Origin of the sequence: Methylomonas sp. HYX-M1 (assembly GCF_040741385.1) — a bacterium.
GTDB classification, from domain to species: domain Bacteria; phylum Pseudomonadota; class Gammaproteobacteria; order Methylococcales; family Methylomonadaceae; genus Methylomonas; species Methylomonas rhizoryzae.
The window spans coordinates 2,661,987-2,682,369 of sequence record NZ_CP160405.1 but is presented as its reverse complement, the minus strand read 5'-3'; the positions used below and the strand labels follow the sequence as shown (position 1 = coordinate 2,682,369).

Annotated in this window: 22 protein-coding genes; 11 read left to right on the top strand and 11 right to left on the bottom strand. The window is 55.4% G+C overall.

Annotated elements, in window-relative coordinates; translation table 11 throughout:
- Positions 1 to 38 precede the first annotated feature (38 nt).
- Genes AB0A83_RS12095 through AB0A83_RS12085 form a run of 3 tightly spaced genes read right to left on the bottom strand, consistent with a single transcriptional unit; the run spans position 39 to position 1,539 of the window.
- Positions 39 to 599, bottom strand: a complete 561-nt coding sequence (locus AB0A83_RS12095; protein ID WP_367154273.1) for a hypothetical protein — start codon at positions 597 to 599, stop codon at positions 39 to 41.
- Between the two features lie 42 nt (positions 600 to 641).
- Complete coding sequence (locus AB0A83_RS12090) at positions 642 to 1,040, bottom strand: hypothetical protein (protein ID WP_150048742.1); 399 nt, start codon at positions 1,038 to 1,040, stop codon at positions 642 to 644.
- 37 nt (positions 1,041 to 1,077) lie between these two features.
- A complete protein-coding gene (locus AB0A83_RS12085; RefSeq protein ID WP_232056640.1) occupies positions 1,078 to 1,539 on the bottom strand; it encodes a DUF302 domain-containing protein in 462 nt (153 codons plus the stop codon).
- A gap of 26 nt (positions 1,540 to 1,565) precedes the next feature.
- Here AB0A83_RS12085 and mobA point away from each other — a divergent pair, with 26 nt between their 5' ends.
- Positions 1,566 to 2,177, top strand: a complete 612-nt coding sequence (gene mobA, locus AB0A83_RS12080) for a molybdenum cofactor guanylyltransferase MobA (protein WP_367154272.1) — start codon at positions 1,566 to 1,568, stop codon at positions 2,175 to 2,177.
- 20 nt (positions 2,178 to 2,197) lie between these two features.
- On the opposite strand, the gene AB0A83_RS12075 is transcribed toward mobA, so the two are convergent.
- The 5 genes from AB0A83_RS12075 to AB0A83_RS12055 form a co-directional block, all read right to left on the bottom strand.
- A complete protein-coding gene (locus AB0A83_RS12075) occupies positions 2,198 to 3,757 on the bottom strand; it encodes a DUF4080 domain-containing protein (protein ID WP_367154270.1) in 1,560 nt (519 codons plus the stop codon).
- Between the two features lie 102 nt (positions 3,758 to 3,859).
- On the bottom strand, positions 3,860 to 5,560 hold the full coding sequence (locus AB0A83_RS12070; protein ID WP_367154269.1) for a methyl-accepting chemotaxis protein: 1,701 nt from the start codon (positions 5,558 to 5,560) through the stop codon (positions 3,860 to 3,862).
- A gap of 516 nt (positions 5,561 to 6,076) precedes the next feature.
- Positions 6,077 to 7,276: a methylated-DNA--[protein]-cysteine S-methyltransferase gene (locus AB0A83_RS12065; protein ID WP_150048732.1), complete on the bottom strand. Its 1,200-nt coding sequence runs from the start codon at positions 7,274 to 7,276 to the stop codon at positions 6,077 to 6,079.
- An 89-nt stretch (positions 7,277 to 7,365) separates the two neighbouring features.
- Positions 7,366 to 7,731 (bottom strand): hypothetical protein, encoded by a 366-nt coding sequence (locus AB0A83_RS12060; protein WP_150048730.1) that lies wholly within the window; start codon positions 7,729 to 7,731, stop codon positions 7,366 to 7,368.
- Between the two features lie 107 nt (positions 7,732 to 7,838).
- Complete coding sequence (locus AB0A83_RS12055) at positions 7,839 to 8,447, bottom strand: M15 family metallopeptidase (RefSeq protein ID WP_367154268.1); 609 nt, start codon at positions 8,445 to 8,447, stop codon at positions 7,839 to 7,841.
- A 130-nt stretch (positions 8,448 to 8,577) separates the two neighbouring features.
- On the opposite strand from AB0A83_RS12055, the gene AB0A83_RS12050 reads away from it, so the two are divergent.
- Positions 8,578 to 8,925 (top strand): FUN14 domain-containing protein, encoded by a 348-nt coding sequence (locus tag AB0A83_RS12050; protein ID WP_150048726.1) that lies wholly within the window; start codon positions 8,578 to 8,580, stop codon positions 8,923 to 8,925.
- A 118-nt stretch (positions 8,926 to 9,043) separates the two neighbouring features.
- Here the strand turns inward: AB0A83_RS12050 and AB0A83_RS12045 are convergent, their stop codons facing one another.
- The 3 genes from AB0A83_RS12045 to AB0A83_RS12035 all read right to left on the bottom strand — a co-directional run bounded on the left by AB0A83_RS12045 (position 9,044) and on the right by AB0A83_RS12035 (position 10,999).
- Positions 9,044 to 9,931, bottom strand: a complete 888-nt coding sequence (locus AB0A83_RS12045) for a 4a-hydroxytetrahydrobiopterin dehydratase (RefSeq protein ID WP_150048724.1) — start codon at positions 9,929 to 9,931, stop codon at positions 9,044 to 9,046.
- 169 nt (positions 9,932 to 10,100) lie between these two features.
- Positions 10,101 to 10,523, bottom strand: a complete 423-nt coding sequence (locus AB0A83_RS12040) for a hypothetical protein (protein WP_367154267.1) — start codon at positions 10,521 to 10,523, stop codon at positions 10,101 to 10,103.
- Between the two features lie 140 nt (positions 10,524 to 10,663).
- Positions 10,664 to 10,999, bottom strand: a complete 336-nt coding sequence (locus tag AB0A83_RS12035) for a tautomerase family protein (protein ID WP_367154266.1) — start codon at positions 10,997 to 10,999, stop codon at positions 10,664 to 10,666.
- 479 nt (positions 11,000 to 11,478) lie between these two features.
- Here AB0A83_RS12035 and AB0A83_RS12030 point away from each other — a divergent pair, with 479 nt between their 5' ends.
- The 9 genes from AB0A83_RS12030 to AB0A83_RS11990 all read left to right on the top strand — a co-directional run bounded on the left by AB0A83_RS12030 (position 11,479) and on the right by AB0A83_RS11990 (position 20,351).
- Positions 11,479 to 11,754, top strand: coding sequence for a DUF2282 domain-containing protein (locus AB0A83_RS12030; RefSeq protein WP_150048718.1), 276 nt, complete (start codon positions 11,479 to 11,481; stop codon positions 11,752 to 11,754).
- 9 nt (positions 11,755 to 11,763) lie between these two features.
- Positions 11,764 to 12,636, top strand: coding sequence for a DUF692 domain-containing protein (locus tag AB0A83_RS12025; RefSeq protein ID WP_367154265.1), 873 nt, complete (start codon positions 11,764 to 11,766; stop codon positions 12,634 to 12,636).
- Positions 12,620 to 13,387 carry a DUF2063 domain-containing protein gene (locus tag AB0A83_RS12020; RefSeq protein WP_367154264.1) on the top strand — a complete coding sequence of 256 codons (768 nt, stop codon included), beginning with the start codon at positions 12,620 to 12,622 and terminating at the stop codon, positions 13,385 to 13,387. The genes AB0A83_RS12025 and AB0A83_RS12020 overlap by 17 nt, the downstream gene beginning before the upstream one ends.
- Positions 13,388 to 13,485: 98 nt before the next feature.
- The gene (locus tag AB0A83_RS12015) at positions 13,486 to 13,968 is read left to right on the top strand and encodes a DoxX family protein (RefSeq protein WP_232056638.1); all 483 of its coding nucleotides are present in this window, start codon (positions 13,486 to 13,488) and stop codon (positions 13,966 to 13,968) included.
- A 143-nt stretch (positions 13,969 to 14,111) separates the two neighbouring features.
- Entirely contained in the window at positions 14,112 to 14,930 is an 819-nt protein-coding gene (locus AB0A83_RS12010) for an SDR family oxidoreductase (RefSeq protein ID WP_150048712.1), read from the top strand.
- Entirely contained in the window at positions 14,920 to 16,428 is a 1,509-nt protein-coding gene (locus tag AB0A83_RS12005) for an FAD-dependent oxidoreductase (protein ID WP_367154262.1), read from the top strand. The genes AB0A83_RS12010 and AB0A83_RS12005 overlap by 11 nt, the downstream gene beginning before the upstream one ends.
- A gap of 120 nt (positions 16,429 to 16,548) precedes the next feature.
- A complete protein-coding gene (locus tag AB0A83_RS12000) occupies positions 16,549 to 17,136 on the top strand; it encodes a cytochrome P460 family protein (protein WP_150048708.1) in 588 nt (195 codons plus the stop codon).
- Entirely contained in the window at positions 17,126 to 19,858 is a 2,733-nt protein-coding gene (locus tag AB0A83_RS11995; protein ID WP_367154260.1) for a glucosidase, read from the top strand. The genes AB0A83_RS12000 and AB0A83_RS11995 overlap by 11 nt, the downstream gene beginning before the upstream one ends.
- On the top strand, positions 19,830 to 20,351 hold the full coding sequence (locus AB0A83_RS11990; RefSeq protein ID WP_367154259.1) for a DUF1003 domain-containing protein: 522 nt from the start codon (positions 19,830 to 19,832) through the stop codon (positions 20,349 to 20,351). Before AB0A83_RS11995 ends, AB0A83_RS11990 begins: the two co-directional genes overlap by 29 nt.
- The last annotated feature ends 32 nt before the right edge of the window (positions 20,352 to 20,383 follow it).

The following is a 20,383-nucleotide window of genomic DNA, read 5'->3' as shown; positions in this document are numbered from 1 at the left end:
CGGATCACGGCGGAGCGTAGTTCCCACCGGCAATGCTTTCAGTGCCCGGGGTGAGTTGTCATACTTTCATGCGCGTTAGGGTGGCGCTTGTCGCGTTTTAGCAAATGCAAAATGTCGACTTCGATAAAGCCGAACGCAATGATCCATAAGATTGCGTCGTAAGCGTCCAACCAGGCTTGCCGCCACAACCAAATGCCGCCCATGGCTAATAAGCCGGAAAAGACGGCGAGGGTTACTAGCCAATACAAGTTTGAGTGTTGTACAACCCAATGGGGTTTGCGTACCTCTAATTCCATTAAGGCTATTAGCGCAAACCATAATAAGGAATTGCTAACGTCCAGCCATTCGCTGTCATGCCAGTAACTGAAAAATACCCAGACGATGACGGCAATTAACGCATCGCGCAGGTATTTAGCCCGACTAAAAGTAATGCCGTTAGTCTCCAATTCGTACAGTACTAACAAAACCAGCCAGGTTACTGCATCCACTGTACTGGTTAAGCTGTCGAACACCGCGTAAAACACGGCGTTCAACGTCAGCAGGCCGACAATCAGCAATTTGACTTTCGGATACTGCAATTCGCTGGGGATAAAGGACATTGCACGGGGCACGAGCGTCGACAATTGTTGCGTGTACGGGCGTTATTTGACGAAACAGGCCTGTTCCGCCGCGGCCTCGGCCTCTTTCAGTCGTGTGCGCAAATCCTTGGATTGCTTAGGGTCTCTGAATGCGGAGCCGGCCTCGCCCGGGGTTTTTTGCATCTGCGAGAACGTTCTAGCGCCTTCAAACTCGGCAAACGTCAACTGCTCGGCGATTTTGTCGATTTTGCAGCCGCAGGCATATTGATTGATGTAACTCAATCCGCCGTGTTTAGCGACGCATTCCAACACGTAATCGACCCGGTCTCGGGTTGGGTAATCGTTTAGTCTTGGAGCCTCTTGTGCCGCTACGCTGTCTTCGGACGGCGGTGTGTCCGGCGAGCCGGCGCAGCCGCTTAGAACGATGGCAAGTATGACGGTCAGGTGTTTTCGGTTAATCATATCGGGCGAAGTAATGGAATGGTGTTAAACAACAATATTACTGTTGAGCGGCAAAATCGACGATGTGTTTTAATTCCGGGTTCATGGTTGCCGCAAAACGATTGAATGCGGGATTATCGGTATCTTCCGGCAATAAATGCGTTCTTATGACGGTTTTACCTGCAATTTGGTAGGTCACGACATTGCAGGGCATATAGCCGATTGCCTTGGGGGTAATTTCCAGTATTGTTTTGGCTAAGCTCAGGTTGCAAAATTGCACGGTATCGTATTCCGGGAAATTGTCGGCACCGCGTTCTCTGATCACTTTGCCGACCCGGCTGTGGCCGGTGATGCGAAAGTTATGTTCGGCAATGGCTACTTCCAATTCGGCCAAAACTTCGTCGTAAGGTTTTAAAGTTTCCAGTTCGTAGTAATCGACTCGCTCGCTGTATACATGTGCGAGTCCAGCCGTGTCGGTGCAACTGGCGAGTATTGGTAAGCCGACAATGATCGCGAGCATATTCCACATCTCATTTAGCTTACATCATGCAAGAGCAAAAGAAAATCAGTGCGGTGGTATTGGCCGGCGGGCAATCTAAAAGGATGCAGACCAACGACAAAGGACTGCAGTTGTTGCTAGGAAAGCCCTTGGTGTGTTTTTCGCTGAAAAGCGTGACGGAAATTACCGACGATATTTTCCTGAGTGCCAACCGCAATCAAGCGCAGTATCAGCAATTCGGTTTTCCGGTCGTTGCGGATGAAAATGATCGGTTCGACGGACCTCTCGCGGGCGTGTTAGCGGTGATGAAGCGCAGTGTACGGGAAGTGTTACTGGTGATCCCATGCGACCTGCCATTGTTGACCGCCGAGCATTTACGGCGCTTGCTGCACGGCGTGACGGCAGAAACCGAGATTGCGGTGGCGTACGACGGAAATCGGCTGCATCCTACGGTGATGGCGGTACGCATTTCGTTGGCCGCCGATTTGGACGCTTATCTGCACGGCGGGGCGCGTAAACTGCAAGACTGGATAGTCACGCATCGTTGGCGCAAGGTCGATTTTGCCGATTGTGCTGCATCGTTTAGGAATATCAACAGCTTGGAAGAGCTCGCGCAGCTGGAGATAGAGCTGTCCGAATCCGGCAAGGTGCCGGGTTAAGCGTTGAACATTTTTGATGACTATCCGGTTAAGCCTTCCTCTGTGTCCCGTTTTAACTGGGAGGCTTTTTCAATTCTATCCGGACTATGCGCGAGTTGCCGTTTGTTGGCGGCAGCAGGTTTTCGGTTTTCACTCGGCTGATCGAGGTTGAAATTCAGCGTGCCTTTTTCCCCGCTAGCTGCAAAATCCCGCAAAAGTGCTTGTGCAATCTCCGCAGCGGGTATTTGCATAGTCATGGCCATGACCTGGTAAACCCATTCGAATAAACGTTTTAGGCTGAAGCCGTGCGTTTGTTGGCTCGATTGGTATAGCGCATCGCTGAATGCCAAGAAGCGTTCAAAGGCATGATGGCCCAATATCAAGGGTAGGGTGTAGACGAACCTTCCGGAGTTGCCGAGCAAATCCCAATACTTGGCAAAGCGTTTGAGTCGTTGCATATCGTGGAAGGAAATCTCCCGGGTACTCAAGATTGAATACGGCGGATTCGGGTCGAACCGCATCTGAAATGCTTCGATATGCCGATTCAACGGGGCACCGCGCAAGCGTTTGAGTATCCCTACCTGGATTTCTTGGGGGGCGGCATCGATGAGCTGATCGAAACTGAGGCCGAATTCGGCTAAGGACTCGCCGGGCAAACCTACGATTAAATCGGCGTGAATATAAACTCCCGTGTGACGACGCAACCAGCGCAGATTGCCTAGCGTTTGCTGGTTGTCTTGTTTACGGCTGATACGCTGCTGCACGTTGGGATCCAAGGTTTGCACGCCTACCTCGAACTGCAGGCAACCGGGGGGAAATTGTTGAATCGTACGTTTCAACGCTTCCGGGAGATTGTCCGGCACTACTTCGAAATGCAAGAATAATTCGGCTGGGTTTTTAGTTAAAAAAAACTCCAAGATGGCGATACTTGCGGCAATTTTTAGATTGAACGTGCGGTCGATAAATTTGAAATGGCGGGCGCCGCGCTGGTATAGCGAGTCCAGTTGCCCTAAAAATTCTTCCAAGGGAAACGCTTTGGCGGTCAGGTCTAAGGATGACAAGCAAAATTCGCATTTGTACGGGCAGCCGCGCGATGCTTCGACATAAATGATGCGATGGAGAATATCCGGATCGCTGTAGTAGGGGTATGGAGAAGGCAATTTAGCTAATACGGGCGGCTCTCCAATGAGGATTTTGCCGTTAGGTCTCGAATTCGCCTCTATATGTTCGCAGAGTTTAGGAAAGCTGATTTCGCCGGGACCGGTAATGATGTAGTCCGCCCAAGTCGCGCAATCGGGAAGGTCGGGCGGATAACTCACTTCCGGTCCGCCGAGTACGATAACTAGATTCGGGGCTACTTGTTTGAGTATCGCTATTACGGCTTGAGTTTCCGCCACATTCCAGATGTAAACGCCGAAACCGACGATAGCGGGGCGTTTGGACAAGAGGGTTTCGGCAATGTCGATGGCTGCTTGCTTGATGCCGAATTCCATCAACTCGGTTTTAGGCTGCAGCGCACCCATGTTGGCAAAAAGGTAGCGCAGCCCGAATGCACTGTGGATGTAACGGGCATTAAGCGTGGTTAACAGGATGTCCGGCATTATTTAAGTCGTTTGAAGTCGAAATCGTAGCGACTTAAATGGTACAGCCCACCCAAGCGGGTGGGCAAACCGAATATAGGCTATAGCTGAGTTCTGAAGGGGCTAAGTTCGGAAACTTCCAACCGCCATACTCAATTGATTGGCTAATTCCAAAAGCTCGTGGCAAGCATCGGCAGTGTTTTTGGCGCCTAACGACGTTTCTTCCGAGACATGGCTAATGTTGCCGATATTGCGGTTGATTTCTTCGGCTACCGCGGTTTGTTCCTCGGCCGCGCTGGCGATTTGAGTATTCATGTCGTTGATTGTGTCTATCCTCCGGCTAATGGAGGCGATGGATTCGCCGGCCGATGCCGCTTGATCCACACTGGAGGCGGCGCGTTTACGGCCGTTGTCCATAACCGATACCGCTTGTTTTGCGCGGCCTTGCAAACGCTCTATGGTTTGCTGGATTTCCAAGGTCGAATTTTGCGTGCGGCTGGCAAGCGTACGGACTTCATCTGCGACTACTGCGAAACCGCGGCCTTGCTCGCCGGCTCTAGCGGCCTCGATAGCGGCGTTTAAGGCGAGTAGATTGGTTTGTTCGGCGATGCCTTGAATAACACTTAATACCTCTCCTATGCTATTACTGTCGTTTTCCAGTTCATGGATCACATTGGCCGCGTTTTCGACCTCAGAGGCTAAGCTGTTGATTCCATTAACAGCTTCCGTGACGATGTTTTTGCCGGTAGAGGCTTCTTTGTCGGCAACCTCCGCTGCCTCGGATGCCCTGACGGCATTTCTCGCCACTTCTTGCACGGTAGAGGTCATTTGCTTCATCGCGTTGGCGACCAGATTGGTCTCCTGCAATTGCCGCTCCACACCTTTTTGCGTCGTTTGAGTGATGGTGGCCAGTTTATGCGAAGCATTGGCCAGTTTTTCGCTGGTGATACTGATTTCGTCAACGGTCTTGGCGATTTTTTTAACAAAAGAATTAAAGCTGGAGGCTACCCAGGCGAATTCCGATTTGCCGTTGGATTTTAATCGGGCACGTAAATTGCCTTCGCCGCTGCAGATTTGTTGCAGATTCAGCGCGAGATCGGTCAACGGGCTGATGATAATTTTGCTCATTACGAAATAGCCGGTACCGCCTATGACGAACAAGCCCAAGAATAAAAAACCGATAGCGTAAGCCATTTCTTTTTTATACCCGGCTAACGCGACGTCGAATGGCGTGATGATTTCAAAAGCGCCATGAAGGTCTCCGGCTTTGTAGTTTTCCATCGAATATCCCAATAGATCTTTCCCTTGGTCGTTGTTCCACAGGGTTGCCGATTCTTTAGGATCGCCGTGGCAGACCTCGCATTGCTTAACCAGTTTGACCGGGCGCAAATAGCGAATTTCTTGTTTCTCTTCGTCAACAAAGGTGAATTCGCTAGCGGACGGGTTGTTGCTGAAATAACTTATGGCGCGTTTTTCTATGTCGTCGGGCATGTTGCGAGGATTTCGCGGATTCATGGCCGGCGCTTTAAAGCGGTAGCCGCCCTCTTTAGCTTTGTTTTCGATCGCATCCCAAGCGTTTGCCGTCGGGATGGTCGCCATGATTAATTGCTTGGTTTCCGCATTGCTTTTGCCTTGAATTTGCTGCATAAGCAATTCGGGGGTGTACAGTCCGATAGCCCATTTTTGAATGGCGTTGTCGCGAACCGATTCGGATACTAATAGCAATTGGCGAGAGGACTCGATTTTTCTGTCGATCAGATTTTGCTTTTGGGCGTTGGAAAAGATGATTAGAACCCCGATTCCGACCACAGTGAGCACTGACATGGTTATGGCAACGACTTTAACCCCAACCGAGTGCCAATTCATCATAATCATCCTAAACTCCGAATAAACGCGTGTATTAATTGTTGTAGTTAACGCCAACTGTCTCGTTTTAAAAAGGAAAAACTTAACAAGCACCACACTGCCGGGAAACGTTAAGCGACCGGAAACGTCCGGTGCTCAACCATCAGCAGTGTCATTCAGGTCTAGCTCTTCCGAGGCAGGCAGCCGAAGTATAGCTTACAATTTAGCGGCGGCTAATTAGGATTATTAACTTCTACTTTAACGAAATCGGTTAATTATGAGAAAACCCTCACTAAATCTTAAGTGTCGGTAGCGCGTTGGCAAATTAAAAGCAGCGCTTTAAAGAGGGGGCTTGCAATACTCGGTAAAGCGGGCCGGAACGGCCAAAAAGAATAATGTACCTGTCCAAACGTTATAAAGCTGAGCCGTCAAAAACTTAAAAATAATTATAAAATTAATAGGTTACATGGCTTTATTACAAGTTAGGCTGAACGTTCAAAGTGCATTATTTCCCTGGTTGGCGGAAGAGTAGGGGCTGTTGTTGGCTTGCCAAAGATACAGCGATGCTATTGTCCGATACGGCCGCCATGCTTCGCCAAGTTCCGCGGCTTGTTTGGGCGTGGGAATTTGCGGCAATGCCAAAGCGGCCGCCATACTTTTACGCAATGCGTAATCGTCTACCGGCAGCACATCCGGGCGGCCCAAATGAAAAATCAACAGCATTTCCACGGTCCAGCGGCCTACGCCGTGGATCGCGGTCAGGCGGCGAATAATCGCTTCGTCGCCGAGTAAGGCGATTTCGTCAAGCGACGGTATGACGCCGTCCAGGGCTTTGGCGGCAATGTCTTTCAAGGCTCGGGTTTTGGAGAGGGAGAGCCCGGCCGCGCTTAATTGGCTATCCGGGGTGTCAAGCAAACGGGCTGGGGCCGGCAAAACATGCTCGGGATACAGCGCGGCGATGCGGTCTAAGATACTTTTAGCGGCCCTGGGGGTTAGTTGTTGGTGCACGACGGCAGTCAACAACGTCAGGTATGGCGATTCTTGCGTCAGTACGTTGAATTGGAGAGGACGCGATAACAGCTCGGCCAGGCGCGGATCTTGTTTCGCCAGTTGGCGAGCGGCACGCTTGAGGGCGTTCGGCGTGGTTATCGGCTGGCGGCGCACCAAGCTTACGCCTTCCAACGCCAGCATTTTCGCCTTGGTATCCAGTCCGCCGTGGGCGGAAAATCCGCATAGTTTGTTGCCGCTTCCTATCACCCGGTGGCAGGGAATCAACAGCGGGATCGGATTTTTGCTCATGGCGGACCCGACCGCCCGCGCCGCGCCGGGTTTGCCGGCAGCCTCGGCCAGCTGCCCGTAGGTCAGGGTGCGGCCTGCAGGAATGGCGCGGGCGGCAGCGTATATCCGTTGGGTAAAGGGGCTGGCTCCGGCCACTTCCAGCACGATGTCGGCGAATGTTTGCGGTTGACCGCTCAAATGCAATTTCACCTGTTTGACTAGGTTTTTAATTGCTGTCGGTAAACGGTTAGCCTCGACTGCGGGCCATTTGCCGAGCATGTGCGTTAGCGTCTGCTGCGGGCTTGCTTCCGGCAATTGAAAACCGACAACCGCGACGGAGTCGGCTTGCACCGTTTTCCAGACCACGGCGCAGGAGCCGAAAGCCGTATCGAACAGGGTATAGCGGATGATATTCACAACGTTAACCTCTAAGACGAAGTGAGCGGGCACGTAAACGATCGGCGTATCGAACGCTACACAGCCAAGGCCGGCGCTTGCGCATAGCCTTAGTAATCCGTCCAGACCGCGTTTTGTTTGAGCAAATTCTTGCCGCCGCGTTCGACTGTGAGTGCCGGCGGCGTTTCTCGGACTTTATAGATGAAATCGCCATTTTTGAACTGCCAGCCTAAATGTCCGCAAGGGGTTATGCCGTCGGCGCACATGCGAACCCAAGCCTCGCCTTTAAGGGCAATCGCTTCGCCCGTCTTGCGGTTGACGCCTGTGTAGCCGACGTCGGTGCAGCTGACCTCGCCTTCAGGGCAATGTTCGGCAATGACGATCACGAACTGCTCCGTGACCAGAACCGCGCCATTCGCCGAACAGAAGGCCGGCAAGGCCGTTAGGCTGCCGAGGAGAAGAGTTGTTAATTTCATAAGTGAGGGGCGCGCGATAATTATGTTGAAATTCGATAGGCAACAATGCCGGCATAGATATGGGGCTAACGGCGGTTAGGTGGTGTCTAGTCGCCGTTGCGGTTTCGTCATGCATAGACCGGGGTGCCGTTATTATGCCGGGTACGCAACTCGCTCAGCATTTGCTTTTCGGTTAGCGTGCCGGCCCATGCCGGGCGTAATTGATAGTGAGGTTGGTCGACGATGGTTTTCCAGTTTCCGCCCCATTCAAGTCCCAGTTCCACGCCCAAGACGCCCACGGCTTTGTACTTTGGCGAGTCCGGTAAATATTTATTGCCTTCGAACACGCCGATATCGAAGGCGATGCCGAAATTGTGGTTGGAAAATCCGCCGCGCGCGTTGGTAACGATGTTGCCGGGTGCGGTCCGGCCCTGAGCGTAAAGGCCGTCCTGCTCTGCGTAAGTGCGCAGGCCGCTGATGATCTTGATGGTAATTCCGGAGGCTGCCGCCTTCTGGACCAAGGCGCGAGCGATGGGCCGCACCTCCGGCAGCAGGCCGGCTATGGTCTTTTCGCTACGGCTGTCTACCGGTGCTATCGCGGCCGAGGGTTTTTGTCCGTCTATCTGCTTGTCCACTAACCGCTCGTATATCGCGCCCCAGGTTTCCGTACCGGCTTTGCCGTCGACGTCGACTCCCAATTCTTTTTGTATCGCTTTGATCATTTCTTCGATGCGCATACCGTTCTCCCGGTGTTGGTTAGGACTGCGGATCTAGCGGTTGAACCGCCCGTCCGCGGTTTAATTCGGACATAAGCAACAGGTGATGTGATAAAACCTATTTATAACGCCCTTTTTAACTCTCGCCAATATGTACGAAAATACGCATACCGAAATGCCAACGGACGACATTTTTTCTTCCACTTTTTTGCTCGGTAATTTGGGAGCACCGTTTGTTTTGGGAATGGCTGTCGGCTATTTCGCCAAGAAGATGCTGAAGCTTGCCTTGTTCGTGGGCGGCGGCCTTGTCGTCTCCCTGTTTGCCGCCGAATACTACGGCGTAATCACCATAAACGGTTTGGCTTTGGAACAAGCCGCCGATTACGCTGCGGGGGCGGCCAAGGCATCCGGCAACTTCCTGCTGGACAGGCTTTCCCATTTCGTCAGTCGCGGTGTCGGTGGTGCGGCCGGATTTTACGTCGGCTTCAAATTGGGCTGACGCCGGTTTTTTATTTCGCTTATTTGCCGTTCGACGGTCGGTTGTCGGTGAAATGCAGAATTAACGAATTATCGTTACCCATTTCAGCAGATCAGGGTTTATCGCGACGGCGGATCGGCTAAACCGACGCATTCGCGCTGGGCTGGATCGTTGCTCCGGTTTTCTTCCATATCTCATCCAGATGCTCGGCCAGCTCGATGTCGAGTTTGGAAGGGGAATGTCCGATATCCCAGGTAGTGAGCCAGACCGTCACGGTTTTGAACACGTTTTCCCAGCGCGGATGATGATTGGTTTGATCGATAAACGGTGCCGCCAACCGCATAAACTCCAGCGCTTCATAAAACGTCGCGAATTTGAATGCCCGTGTCAGCTCGGTCCGCGTTTTCGGGTATTCGCCGGGTAGCGGGCTGGTAACGATTTTCCAGAAAGAATGCGCCGCCAGCCACTCCTGAATTTCGGCGGGCGATAGTGCACGCGGCAGTCTATCCGGCAGTCGGCCGGGGCGCCATTGCGGAACCGGAACCGGCTCGCCCACTCGTTTTAACGACAGCGGTTGTCCGGAAAGCCGCTCGATGAGCGGCATCAGATCTCGGTGCCAATGGGCTTCGCGTAGCTCGATGTATTGCTGGCTGGCTAAATCCGCGATTGATTCCGGCAAGGCTTCCCTGGGAGGCATGGTTGCCCTGCCCACCAGCACGGGAATGACGGGAATTTCTCGCGCTAAAGACGTTTCGATTTCGGTGCGCACCCAATCGTCGGTTTGATCGATGCGCCTACGCCCGTAGGCGTCGGCAATCTTGAGCCAAGTGGGCCCGATGACGACCAGCAGCACTTTAGCGGATTGCAGCGCATTGCCCAACTCCGCCGGCCAAGCGTCGCCGACTCGTATTTCGTCGACGTCCATGAACACCTCGTCGCCGAATGCCTGAATAAGGTTTTCTCTGAGGCTGCGCGCGGCTGGCGAACTGTCGTCTCTTCTGTAATTGATAAATATCAAGTTTGCCATTGGCTGTGCTAGGGGCCTAAAGTTAAACAAAAATGGGGAGGGGACATGAAAAGCGGTGAACAGTGCGAGCGGGGCTAGGTCTCGTGTAACTTAGAGAATTGTGACTCCAAAGCACAATGGCATTAGAAGAGTCACCGGAACCCGTTGAGGTAAGGGTTAGAGTTCACGGCTACATTACCATCGCGAAGTTAAACCTCGCGTTCTTGCTTGCTGCTGCCCTTGCGAATTCAATAGCTTCGCCAAGCTCGGTTACCACTTCCTCGTGACTATCCGACAACAAGCCGAAGCGAGTCTTCCTGGTTTTAATTTCCGCAAGCAAAGTCTCCAGAAGTTGGACCGCAGCCTGTGCATCGATCCATACGCCGTCCCGGGCCATCAACTCATCGGTGGATGCCATGCCAGCCGGCAATTCGATTTCGTCGAGATTGTATTTCGCGTCGGTTGAATCGCAGATCTCCGACAACGGGCGTAAGCCGGCCGACCGGCACAGCTTGTCCAGCTTGTCCAAGTGTTTGAACAGCGCGTATTTGTCCGCTTGGTCGGATTCAACATTGCCTTCGATCAGGCTATTTGCCCACAGTACTGTGCTCATTGGTTTTTTTCCTGTTTTATGTGCGGATGGTTAACAGACCTAGCGAAAAAATAATCCGACGGGGTTTTGGCAGGTCGGGTTGATTGTAGAGTGCCCCTGCTAGCAAAGCGCCCCTCTCGATCTCAATGTTAGAGCGCGAGTTACACCTCAACCTTGAAACCCAGTTCAACATCACAGCCAGCCTGGCCACCACGAATTCCCCAATTCTCCTTTGGGATCTCCCGGAGAAGAATTTTTACGTGATCTTTAGGGATGCCAAGTGGTTCTAGGTTATTGACTATTGCCTTGTAAAGATTGCGCTTCGCATCGAGAGAGCGTCCGGCGAATGCGTCGATACTGATGTGGGTGTAAAAGTCCGGGTTCTCTCTGGCCGGAGGATAGGCAAACCGGTGAGGCTCGTGAACAATGAGCCGAACGTTTTTATCGCCGGGCACGATTTTGAAAGCGTCACGGAGAGCCATGTGAACAGCTTCCATGAGCGCCACCTCTTGCTGTTGGGTGTACTGTCTCCTTACTTCAATTAACACACTTGGCACTACAGATCTCCTTTGCGCTATTGCGCACCAACAAAAAATTAAACGATTAACCAGGCAGCATTCCGTCGCCGCAATTGAATCAGATCGGACTGTAGGCTGCAAGGGACGGCCATTGCCGCATCCGTGCCGGCCGGGCTTTTACCCGCACCGCCGACTACGCCCGGCAACCGATTTTCACGGCTAATCGCCATTTCCTTTCCCACCAATATTCGCGGCCGCCACGGTAGTTGGTGGCGGCGGGCCGGGTAATTACCGGTGGATTTTGATGTGGATGTTTATTAACTATTTGATATTAATTAATAAATTATCCTTCTCCAAGGCTGGCACGCCGATTGCCATAAAGGAAATGTCGCGGAAAGTTTCGCATGGCGAGGCCGCAGACAATGACTAAACAACAATCAATTATTTGGAGAACTCTCATGAAAAACGTTAACAGCATCGTATCGTCCGCTTTGGCTTCCGTCATCGCCTTGGGCGCTTTGGGGATGCAGGGGCAGGCTGTAGCCGGCGATAAGCCGGACATGGAAAAGTGCTACGGCGTGGTCAAAGCCGGCATGAACGACTGTAAAACCCTGTCCAACGCCTGCGCCGGCCATTCGATGAGCGACGGCCAGCAAGATGCGTTCGTCGCCTTGCCGAAAGGCACTTGCGAGCGCATCGTCGGCGGCACCACCACCGCGCCGGAAAGCAAATAAGTGACGGCCATGACGCATATCAACTCAACCCCGCGTCATGGCGTGGCGATCCCGGCGCGGGCCGGGATCGGGCTACGCTCCGCTCATATCGCCGAGGTGCTGGCAACCCGGCCCGCTATTGGTTGGTTCGAAGTGCATAGCGAAAACTACTTCGGCAAGGGCGGGGCGCCGCTGCGCCAATTGGAACGCGTTCGCGCCGATTACCCCATCAGTTTGCACGGGGTCGGCTTGTCGCTGGGCTCGGTCGATCCCTTAAACACACGGCATCTGCAACAGTTGCGGGAATTGGCCGCACGGATTGAACCCGGTCTGATTTCCGAGCATTTGTGCTGGAGTTCGTTCGGCGGGGTGTATCTGAACGATTTACTGCCTTTGCCCTATACCGAAGCGACTTTGCAGCACGTCACCGAGAGGGTGCTACGTACCCAGGATGTACTGGGCCGGCAAATTCTGATCGAAAATCCCTCCAGTTATCTGCAATTCGATTTTTCCGACTACGGCGAAGCGCAGTTTTTGAACGAATTGGCGCGGCGCAGCGGCTGCGCGATTTTGCTGGACGTCAACAACGTGTACGTGTCGTGCGTCAACCACGGCTGGGATGCGCAGGTGTATTTGCGCGAGTTGGAGGCGGCGCCGATAGCGGAAATTCATCTGGCCGGACACAGCGTAAACCGGGTGGACGGTCAAGCGATTTTGATCGACACCCACGACGCCCCGGTTTGCGAGGCGGTGTGGGCTTTGTATAGCAGCGCCTGCCGCCTTTTCGGTCCCAAGCCGAGCTTGATCGAATGGGATGCGAATTTGCCGCCGTTACCAACCTTGTTGGCCGAAGCCTGTCGGGTGGACGCTGTGAGGGAGTGCGAGTATGAACAGGCTGCTTGAATTGCAACGCGAGGTCAGCCGGCAATTGTTGACGGGCATATCCGGCGCGGCGGACGGCATCGTGGCGGCCGGGTTTACTCCGCAGCAGCGCTTGTCCATCTATCGCAACAACACGCTGACCGGCTTGACCGAGAGTTTGCGAGCCGTGTACCCGGTGGTAGATAAGCTGGTCGGCAAGGCATTTTTCGACCGGGCGGCCCGGGAGTTCATTCAAAGCCGGCCGCCGCGCGCCGCCAGTCTCATCGATTACGGCAGGCAGTTTTCCGACTGGTTGGTGGTATTTCCGGGCTTGGAACAGCTGCCTTATCTGCCGGACACCGCCAGATTGGAATGGGCCTGGCACCAGGCTTGCCACGCCGCCGACGCCGGCGTTATGGACTTGACTGTTTTGTTGGCTGCGGAAGCGCAGAGTTTGGGGCGGGCCGCGTTCAAGTTGCATCCCAGTGCGCGATTTTTGTCGTCGCCCTACCCGATCGATCAGATCTGGCAATGCAATCAACCCGGTGCGCCGCTGCAGACCGTCGATTGGCGGCAAGGGGCTTGTCACTTGTTGCTGTTCCGGCAGGGCGAGCAAGTGTTGATATGCCCGCTTGCGGCCGCGGAGTATCAGTTCTTGCTGGCTTTGTCCCTGGGCTGGACCTTGGTGCAGGCCACGATTTTTGCCTTGGGCTGCGCGGCCGATTTCGACGTGCATGCCGCGTTGCAGCGTTGGATGCCGGCCGGCTTATGGGTGGAATGCCTTATTCACTAAGGCGCGAACGCCGCCGGTTAATCGTGCGGCCGCTATATACCGCTTGCGGGTTGCGTCGGCGCCGTAGCGCACGAGTCAATCATTTTGGAGACCACAGTATGAATAGTCGCAGTATGGCCGGGATAGTCCGGCCGGCCCCGCGCCCCGGCGCGTTTGTGTTTCGGCTGGGCAAGGGCCTGGACGGTTTGGCCCCTTTGGGTAATTTATTGTTGCGTGCTTGGGTCGCGTACGCCTTTTGGGTGTCGGGCCTCACCAAAATTCGAAATTGGGACAGTACCCTGTATTTATTCGAATACGAATACAAGGTGCCGCTTTTGCCGCCGGATGTTGCGGCTGTGTTGGGTACGGCGGTGGAGTTGCTAGGGCCTTTGCTGTTGAGTTTTGGCGTTTGCGGCAGAGCTGCCGCGTTATTGTTGTTTTTTTTCAATGTGGCCGCGGTGATTTCCTATCCGGACTTGGGGCCGGCAGGCATAGAGCAACACAAGATTTGGGGCCTGATGTTGCTGGTTTGCGTACTGCAGGGGCCGGGAGCCTGGTCGCTGGATGCCTGGGTGTGCAAGCGCTTCTTGCCGGAGCGTTAGATGGCGGTAGGGAGTTCGGCAAGCGGTGTAACTATGCCGACTTGCCTGCGGGAATCGGCGCCATCACGCGCAGCCGGTTTGCCGATCAGCTACTCATTCGGAGCCAAGCGATGCAGACAATGACATTTTTCGGAGCGAACTTTATGAGCACCCATCCTATTTTTCGCCCGCTGCAAGGGCAGCGGGCTTTAGTAACCGGCGGCAACACCGGCATCGGCGAGGCGGTGGCCCAAGCCATGGCCGATGCCGGCGCCAAAGTGATGATCAATTACCTGGACGGCCGCGACAAGGCCGACCGGCTGGCCGATCGCATCCGTGCCAACGACGGCGAGGCAATGATCTTCAAAGCCGACGTGGGCGATGAAAATCAAGTGAAGAGCATGTTCGACGTGATGATAGGTCATTGGGGCAGCGTGGACATACTGGTCAACAACGCCGGTCTGCAACAGGATGCAATGCTGGTCAACATGAGTTTGGCGCAGTGGAACAAAGTCATCCAGGTCAATTTGACCGGGCAATTTTTATGCGCCAGAGAAGCCGCGCGCGAATTCATGCGGCGCGGGCCGCAGCCGGAACTGTCCAGCTCAGTCGGCAAAATCATCTGCATGTCGTCGGTGCACGACTTGATTCCCTGGGCCGGGCACGTGAACTATGCCGCCTCCAAAGGCGGGGTCAGCATGTTGATGAAAACCATGGCCCAGGAATTGGCGCGCTACAAAATCCGGGTCAACGGCATTTCTCCGGGGGCGATTAAAACCCCGATCAATTGGGAAGCGCGCGATACCCCGGAAGAGGTGGACGACCTGTTGAAGTTGATTCCCTACAACCGCATCGGCGAACCGGACGATATTGCCAAGGCCGCGGTGTGGCTGGCGTCGGACAACGCCGACTACGTGACCGGCACGACGTTGTACGTGGACGGCGGCATGACCTTGTATCCGGGTTTCGACCATGGCGGCTGAAACCGGCGCCAAGTATGATGCGAGAGCCGAACGGGCCGGTTCCCGCTCGGCATCAGGGGGCATTATGCAGTACGACTATTTAGTGATCGGTTCCGGTGCCGGCGGTTGTGCGGCGGCTTATCGCTTGGGCTTGGCAGGCAAGCGGGTGCTGGTGCTGGAGAAAGGTCCGGCCTTGCCGCGCGACGGTTCCACCCTGGATTGCGACAAAGTGATCCGGCAAGGGCTATTCAAAAACAAACAAACCTGGCGCGACCGGCGCGGCAAACGGCTGGTGCCGGACGAATACTTCAATGTCGGCGGCAAGACCAAATGGTACGGGGCCGCGCTGCTGCGTTTTGCCGAGCACGAATTTCGCGCCGAACCCCGGTTTCAGTGTTTGGGCTGGCCGTTGAGTTACGCCGATCTGGAACCTTACTACCGGCAAGCCGAAGCCTTGCTCGACGTGCGTCAATTCGAGGTCGAGGCCGATTTGGTCGAATTCGACCGCCGCATCGAGGCGTCCGCTAGCGGTTGGCGTAGCGCAGCGTTACCTCTGGCATTGCACGAGTGCATCTTGCAGCATCCGCAAGAGGCCGCTCATTTCGACGGTTTTGCCTCGGTGCTGGGCTTGAAAGCCGACGGGCCAAGCCTGTTGCAACAGTTGCCGGCCGAAGCGGCGGTTGAAGTGCGGGTCGGTCATCCGGTCCGTCGCTTGCTCGGCGAGCCCGGCCGCCCGCAACGCGTCGCCGGGGTGGAGCTGGAAGACGGTAGCCGGTTTGCAGCCGCACAGGTGGTGCTGGCGGCCGGCGCGATGCATTCGCCGCGTTTGCTGCAAGCCTATTTGCAATGCAGCGGGCTGGATGAAGAATTACCGTCGGCCCGTTTGGTCGGGCGGTTTTTCAAGCGCCACCTGTTGACGGCGGTGTTGGCGTTTTCGCCGGTGGGTAAAACCGACCGCTTGCGCAAGACCTTGCTATGGCTGAACGACGACTTCCCGCATAGCAGCGTACAACCTTTGGGATTCGGCCCCGATGCGTTGGCCGCGTTGCTGCCGCGCTGCGTGCCGAAGGTTTTGGCCCGTTTTTTATGCAGGTTCGCTTACGGTTTTTTTCTACAGACCGAGGACGGTTCCCATTTAGACAATCGAATAGACGCACAGAGCGAGCAGCCCTTGCCGACCTTGGACTACGACCCGGCCAGGCTGCCCGCTGCGCAACGCGAACATAAGGGCATGGTCAAACATTTTTGTGCAGTGCTGAGGCGGGCCGGGTACCTCAGCGTTAGCCAAGCTATTCCGCTCACCGGTACCGCGCACGCCTGCGGCACCTTGATCTGCGGGTGCGACCCGCGTGGCTCGGTGGTAGACGATTACGGCCGGGTACACGGTTTCGACAATCTGAGCGTGGTGGACGGTAGCGTGTTGCCGCGCAGTAGCCGGGTGAATCCGGCGTTGACGATATACGCGTTTGCGTTGCGCGCGGCCGAACATTGGATAGGCACGGAGATCGGCCGCGATTAGGCCGCAAATCATATGCTTGGACTGGCCGGTCTGCCGGGAGCGGCGAAACTGGATCGATGAAACGATGAAGCCACCGGAATCCGGCCGGCGATGGTTAGCTAGAACAGGGGAGATTGCAAAATGTATAGAAATTTACTGGGTATGTTATTGACTGTAACGCTGGTACAGCCGACTGCGGTTATCGCGGAAGATTTGTCGGCGCTTACTTTCGGGAGTTACGTCGGCAGGGACGGCGAAATCCGTCTACCGCCCGACGTGCGCGGTCAATGGACGCATTTAGGTTCTTGGCTGGTGGCGGACCTCAATGCGCCCGGCCACGGTTTTCACGACGTATATGCACAGCCGCAAGCGGTAAGGCACTACCGCCGCACCGGACGGTTTCCGGACGGTACCGTGCTGGTCAAGGAAATTCGGGCGGTCGAAAGCGGCGAACTGACGACCGGCCGCGCGGTTTGGGCGGGCCGCGCTAGGGTTTGGTTCGTGATGGTTAAAGACGGCCGGCAGCGGTTTACCGGCAACCGGCATTGGGGCGAAGGCTGGGGATGGGCGTTGTTTAACGCCGACCAGCCGCAAACCAATGTTTCCAAAGGTTTCAAGGACAGTTGTTCGGCTTGTCATAGGCCGGCCAAATCTAACGATTGGGTGTTCGTGGCGGGTTATCCCGGCTTGGATGCGGATCGTATGCCGGAGAAAAGTCATGGTGAATAACGCAGAGCAACATCGCCTGGAACAACAACGGCAGGGCCGGGAAAATTGGCGGTTGTGGGGGCCGTATCTGGCCGAGCGGGCCTGGGGCACGGTGCGCGAGGATTACAGTGCCGACGGCAATGCCTGGCAGTATTTCTCGCACGATCAAGCCCGTTCCCGGGCTTACCGCTGGAACGAGGACGGGCTGGGCGGCATTTGCGATCAAAACCAGCACTTGTGTTTCGGGCTGGCGTTATGGAACGGCCGCGACCCGATCTTGAAGGAAAGAGCGTTCGGCTTGACCGGCAACGAAGGCAACCGCGGCGAGGACGTCAAGGAATACTATTTCTACAAGGATGCGGTTCCGAGTCATAGCTATCTGCACTATTTGTACAAATATCCGCAAGCGGCCTATCCCTACGCGCGTTTGATCGAAGAAAACGCCAGACGCGGCCGCGAGCAAGCCCCTTTTAGCCTATTGGATAGCGGCGTGTTCGCCGACGATTGTTACTGGGACGTGCAAGTCGAATACGCCAAACTCAGTCCGGACGATCTGCTGATTCGGATTACCGTCGCCAACCGGGGGGCGCAGCAAGCGACCTTGCAAGTGTTGCCGACTTTATGGTTCCGCAATACCTGGAGCTGGGGCGAGGCCGATTCCGCCAAGCCCTTGTTGCAACTGGAATCGGCCGGCGATAGCGCTTGGTCGGTGAAAGCCGAGCACGCGCGCTTGGGCGCTTATCGTTTGTACGGTGAGTCGGCCGACGAGTGGCTGTTCAGCGAAAACGACAGCAACCACCAGCGGCTGTGGGGCGGGACGAACGCAAGCCCTTACGTCAAAGATGCGTTCCACCGCTATTTGATCGAAGGCGATGGCGCGGCGGTTAATCCGGCGGCGACCGGCACCAAGTTTGCCGCCCGTTACAGCGTGACGCTGGCCGGGCGCAGCGAGACCTGTATCGTTTTGCGCTTGAGCGCGCAGGCGCAGGAAAAGCCGTTGAACGACGCGGCGGCTGTGTTCGGTTTGCGCCGGCGCGAAGCCGACCTGTTTTACGCAGGCTTGTTGGCGGACGCCGAGGCCGACGACCGGCGTATTTTTCGGCAGGCGATGGCCGGCATGATCTGGTCGAAACAGTATTTTCATTTCGACGTGTTGCGCTGGTTGCGCGGCGACGGCAATACTCAGCCGCCGCACAGCCGCAAATCCGGGCGCAACGCGCGCTGGCTGCATCTGCGGGCCGGCGACGTGATCTCGATGCCGGATAAATGGGAATACCCGTGGTTTGCGGCTTGGGATTTGGCCTTTCATTGCATCGCTTTTAGCGCGATAGACGTCGATTTCGCCAAAGACCAGTTGGAGCTGTTGCTGAAAGAGAATTATCTACACCCCAACGGCCAGATTCCGGCCTACGAATGGGCGTTCGGCGACGTCAATCCGCCGGTGCAGGCCTTGGCGGCCTTGCAGGTCTTTCGGGCCGAACGCAGGCAGCGCGGGCAGGGCGACCGTAATTTTCTGCAGCGGGTGTTTCACAAATTGCTGATGAACTACGTCTGGTGGATCAACAGCAAGGACGGCGACGGTTTGAACGTGTTCGAAGGCGGCTTTCTGGGCTTGGACAATATCTCGGTATTCGACCGCTCCATGAGTTTGCCGCCAGGTTTCCGCTTGAAACAAGCGGACGCCACCGGCTGGATGGCCATGTTCGCCTTGAACATGACCTTGATTGCACTGGAATTGGCGATAGACGATCCGGATTACGAAGATTCAGCCATACAGACTTACGAGCAGTTTTTGCACATCGCCGACAGTATCGCCGGCAACGCTTGCAGCGGGGTGTCGCTGTGGGATGCGGCGGACGGTTTCTTCAAGGATTTGCTGGTCGAACCGAATGGCTGCTACCACCGGGTCGACGTATTTTCCTGGGTAGGGCTGATCCCGCTGTTTGCCTGCGAAATCGTCGACCAGCGTCTTTTAGCCAACGTGCCACGTTTTCGTCAATTACTGGATGATCACGAAGGCGGCGAATTTCACGGTAACTTCATCTGCGCCTGTCCGGCACACGAAAACGCTGCCGGCGAACGCTTGCTGGCGCTGGTGGACCACACCATGTTGCCGGCCATCGTCCGCCGCTTGTTCGACCCGGCCGAATTTTTGTCGCCCTACGGCATCCGCAGCCTCAGCCGCCGGCACGCCGAGCGCCGGGATTTGGGCGTGTTGCCGGGCGTCGGCCGGGCGTTGATCGACTATGTGCCGGGCGAATCGAATTCCGGCTTGTTCGGCGGCAATTCGAATTGGCGCGGGCCGGTATGGTTGCCGACCAATTACGCCCTGATTTTGGCCTTGGAAAAATTCAACCGCTTCCTGGGCGAAGAATACAAAGTCGCCGCGCCCGGGTTGGCCGACGCCGATTTGAGTTTAAGGCAAGTGATAGACGGTTTGGCGCGTTGCATGACTAATTTGTACCGTCCGGATGCCGACGGCCGCCTGCCGGCGTTTCCGGCCGACAGTCCGTGGCAATCCGATCCGCTGTGGCGCGAGCATCTATTGTTTTTCGAATATTTTCACGGCGACAACGGCTTGGGTTTGGGGGCGGCTCATCAAACCGGCTGGACCGGACTGTTGGCAAATTTATTGATGCGCTGCCACGACGCCGACATCGCCGGGTTCGAGGTGGGCCGCGAATTGCAATTAGGAGCGTGTCAGGGGAGGCAATATGCGCAATCAGTCGACACCGCAGCTTGATACCGAAGCCAATCGGGCTGCCAGCATTAAGTGTCCGGCGTGCGGCGGCGAGAATCCGGCCGACGTGGTGTTTTGCCTAAACCACGCCTGCCATAAAGCGTTGGGCGAATTCAGATATGCATTGGAAGAATTGGCGGCGGACAAAACCTGGCTGGAACGGCTGGCCGACCGGGTGGCCGCGTTCGTCAGCCGGCCGTTATTCATCGTGCTGCATTTGCTGTGGTTTTCGCTGTGGATAGGCCTGAACGAAAGCGATAGCCCGTTGCTGGGCCGTTTCGACAGCTTTCCCTATGATTTGCTGAGCATTGTTTTGGCGATAGAGGCGGTGCTGATTACCGGTTTTTTGCTGATCAGCCAAAACCACCAATTCAACTACTCGGAAAAGCGGGCCGAGTTGGATTACGAGGTTAGCGTGCGCTGTTACAGAAAACTGCTGGAATTGGAGCGGCGCTTGCAAAACCTGTCGGCGGTTGGCGAAAACGAGCAGGGCTGAAGACGGTGAACGAACCGGCCGGACTCGGCTTA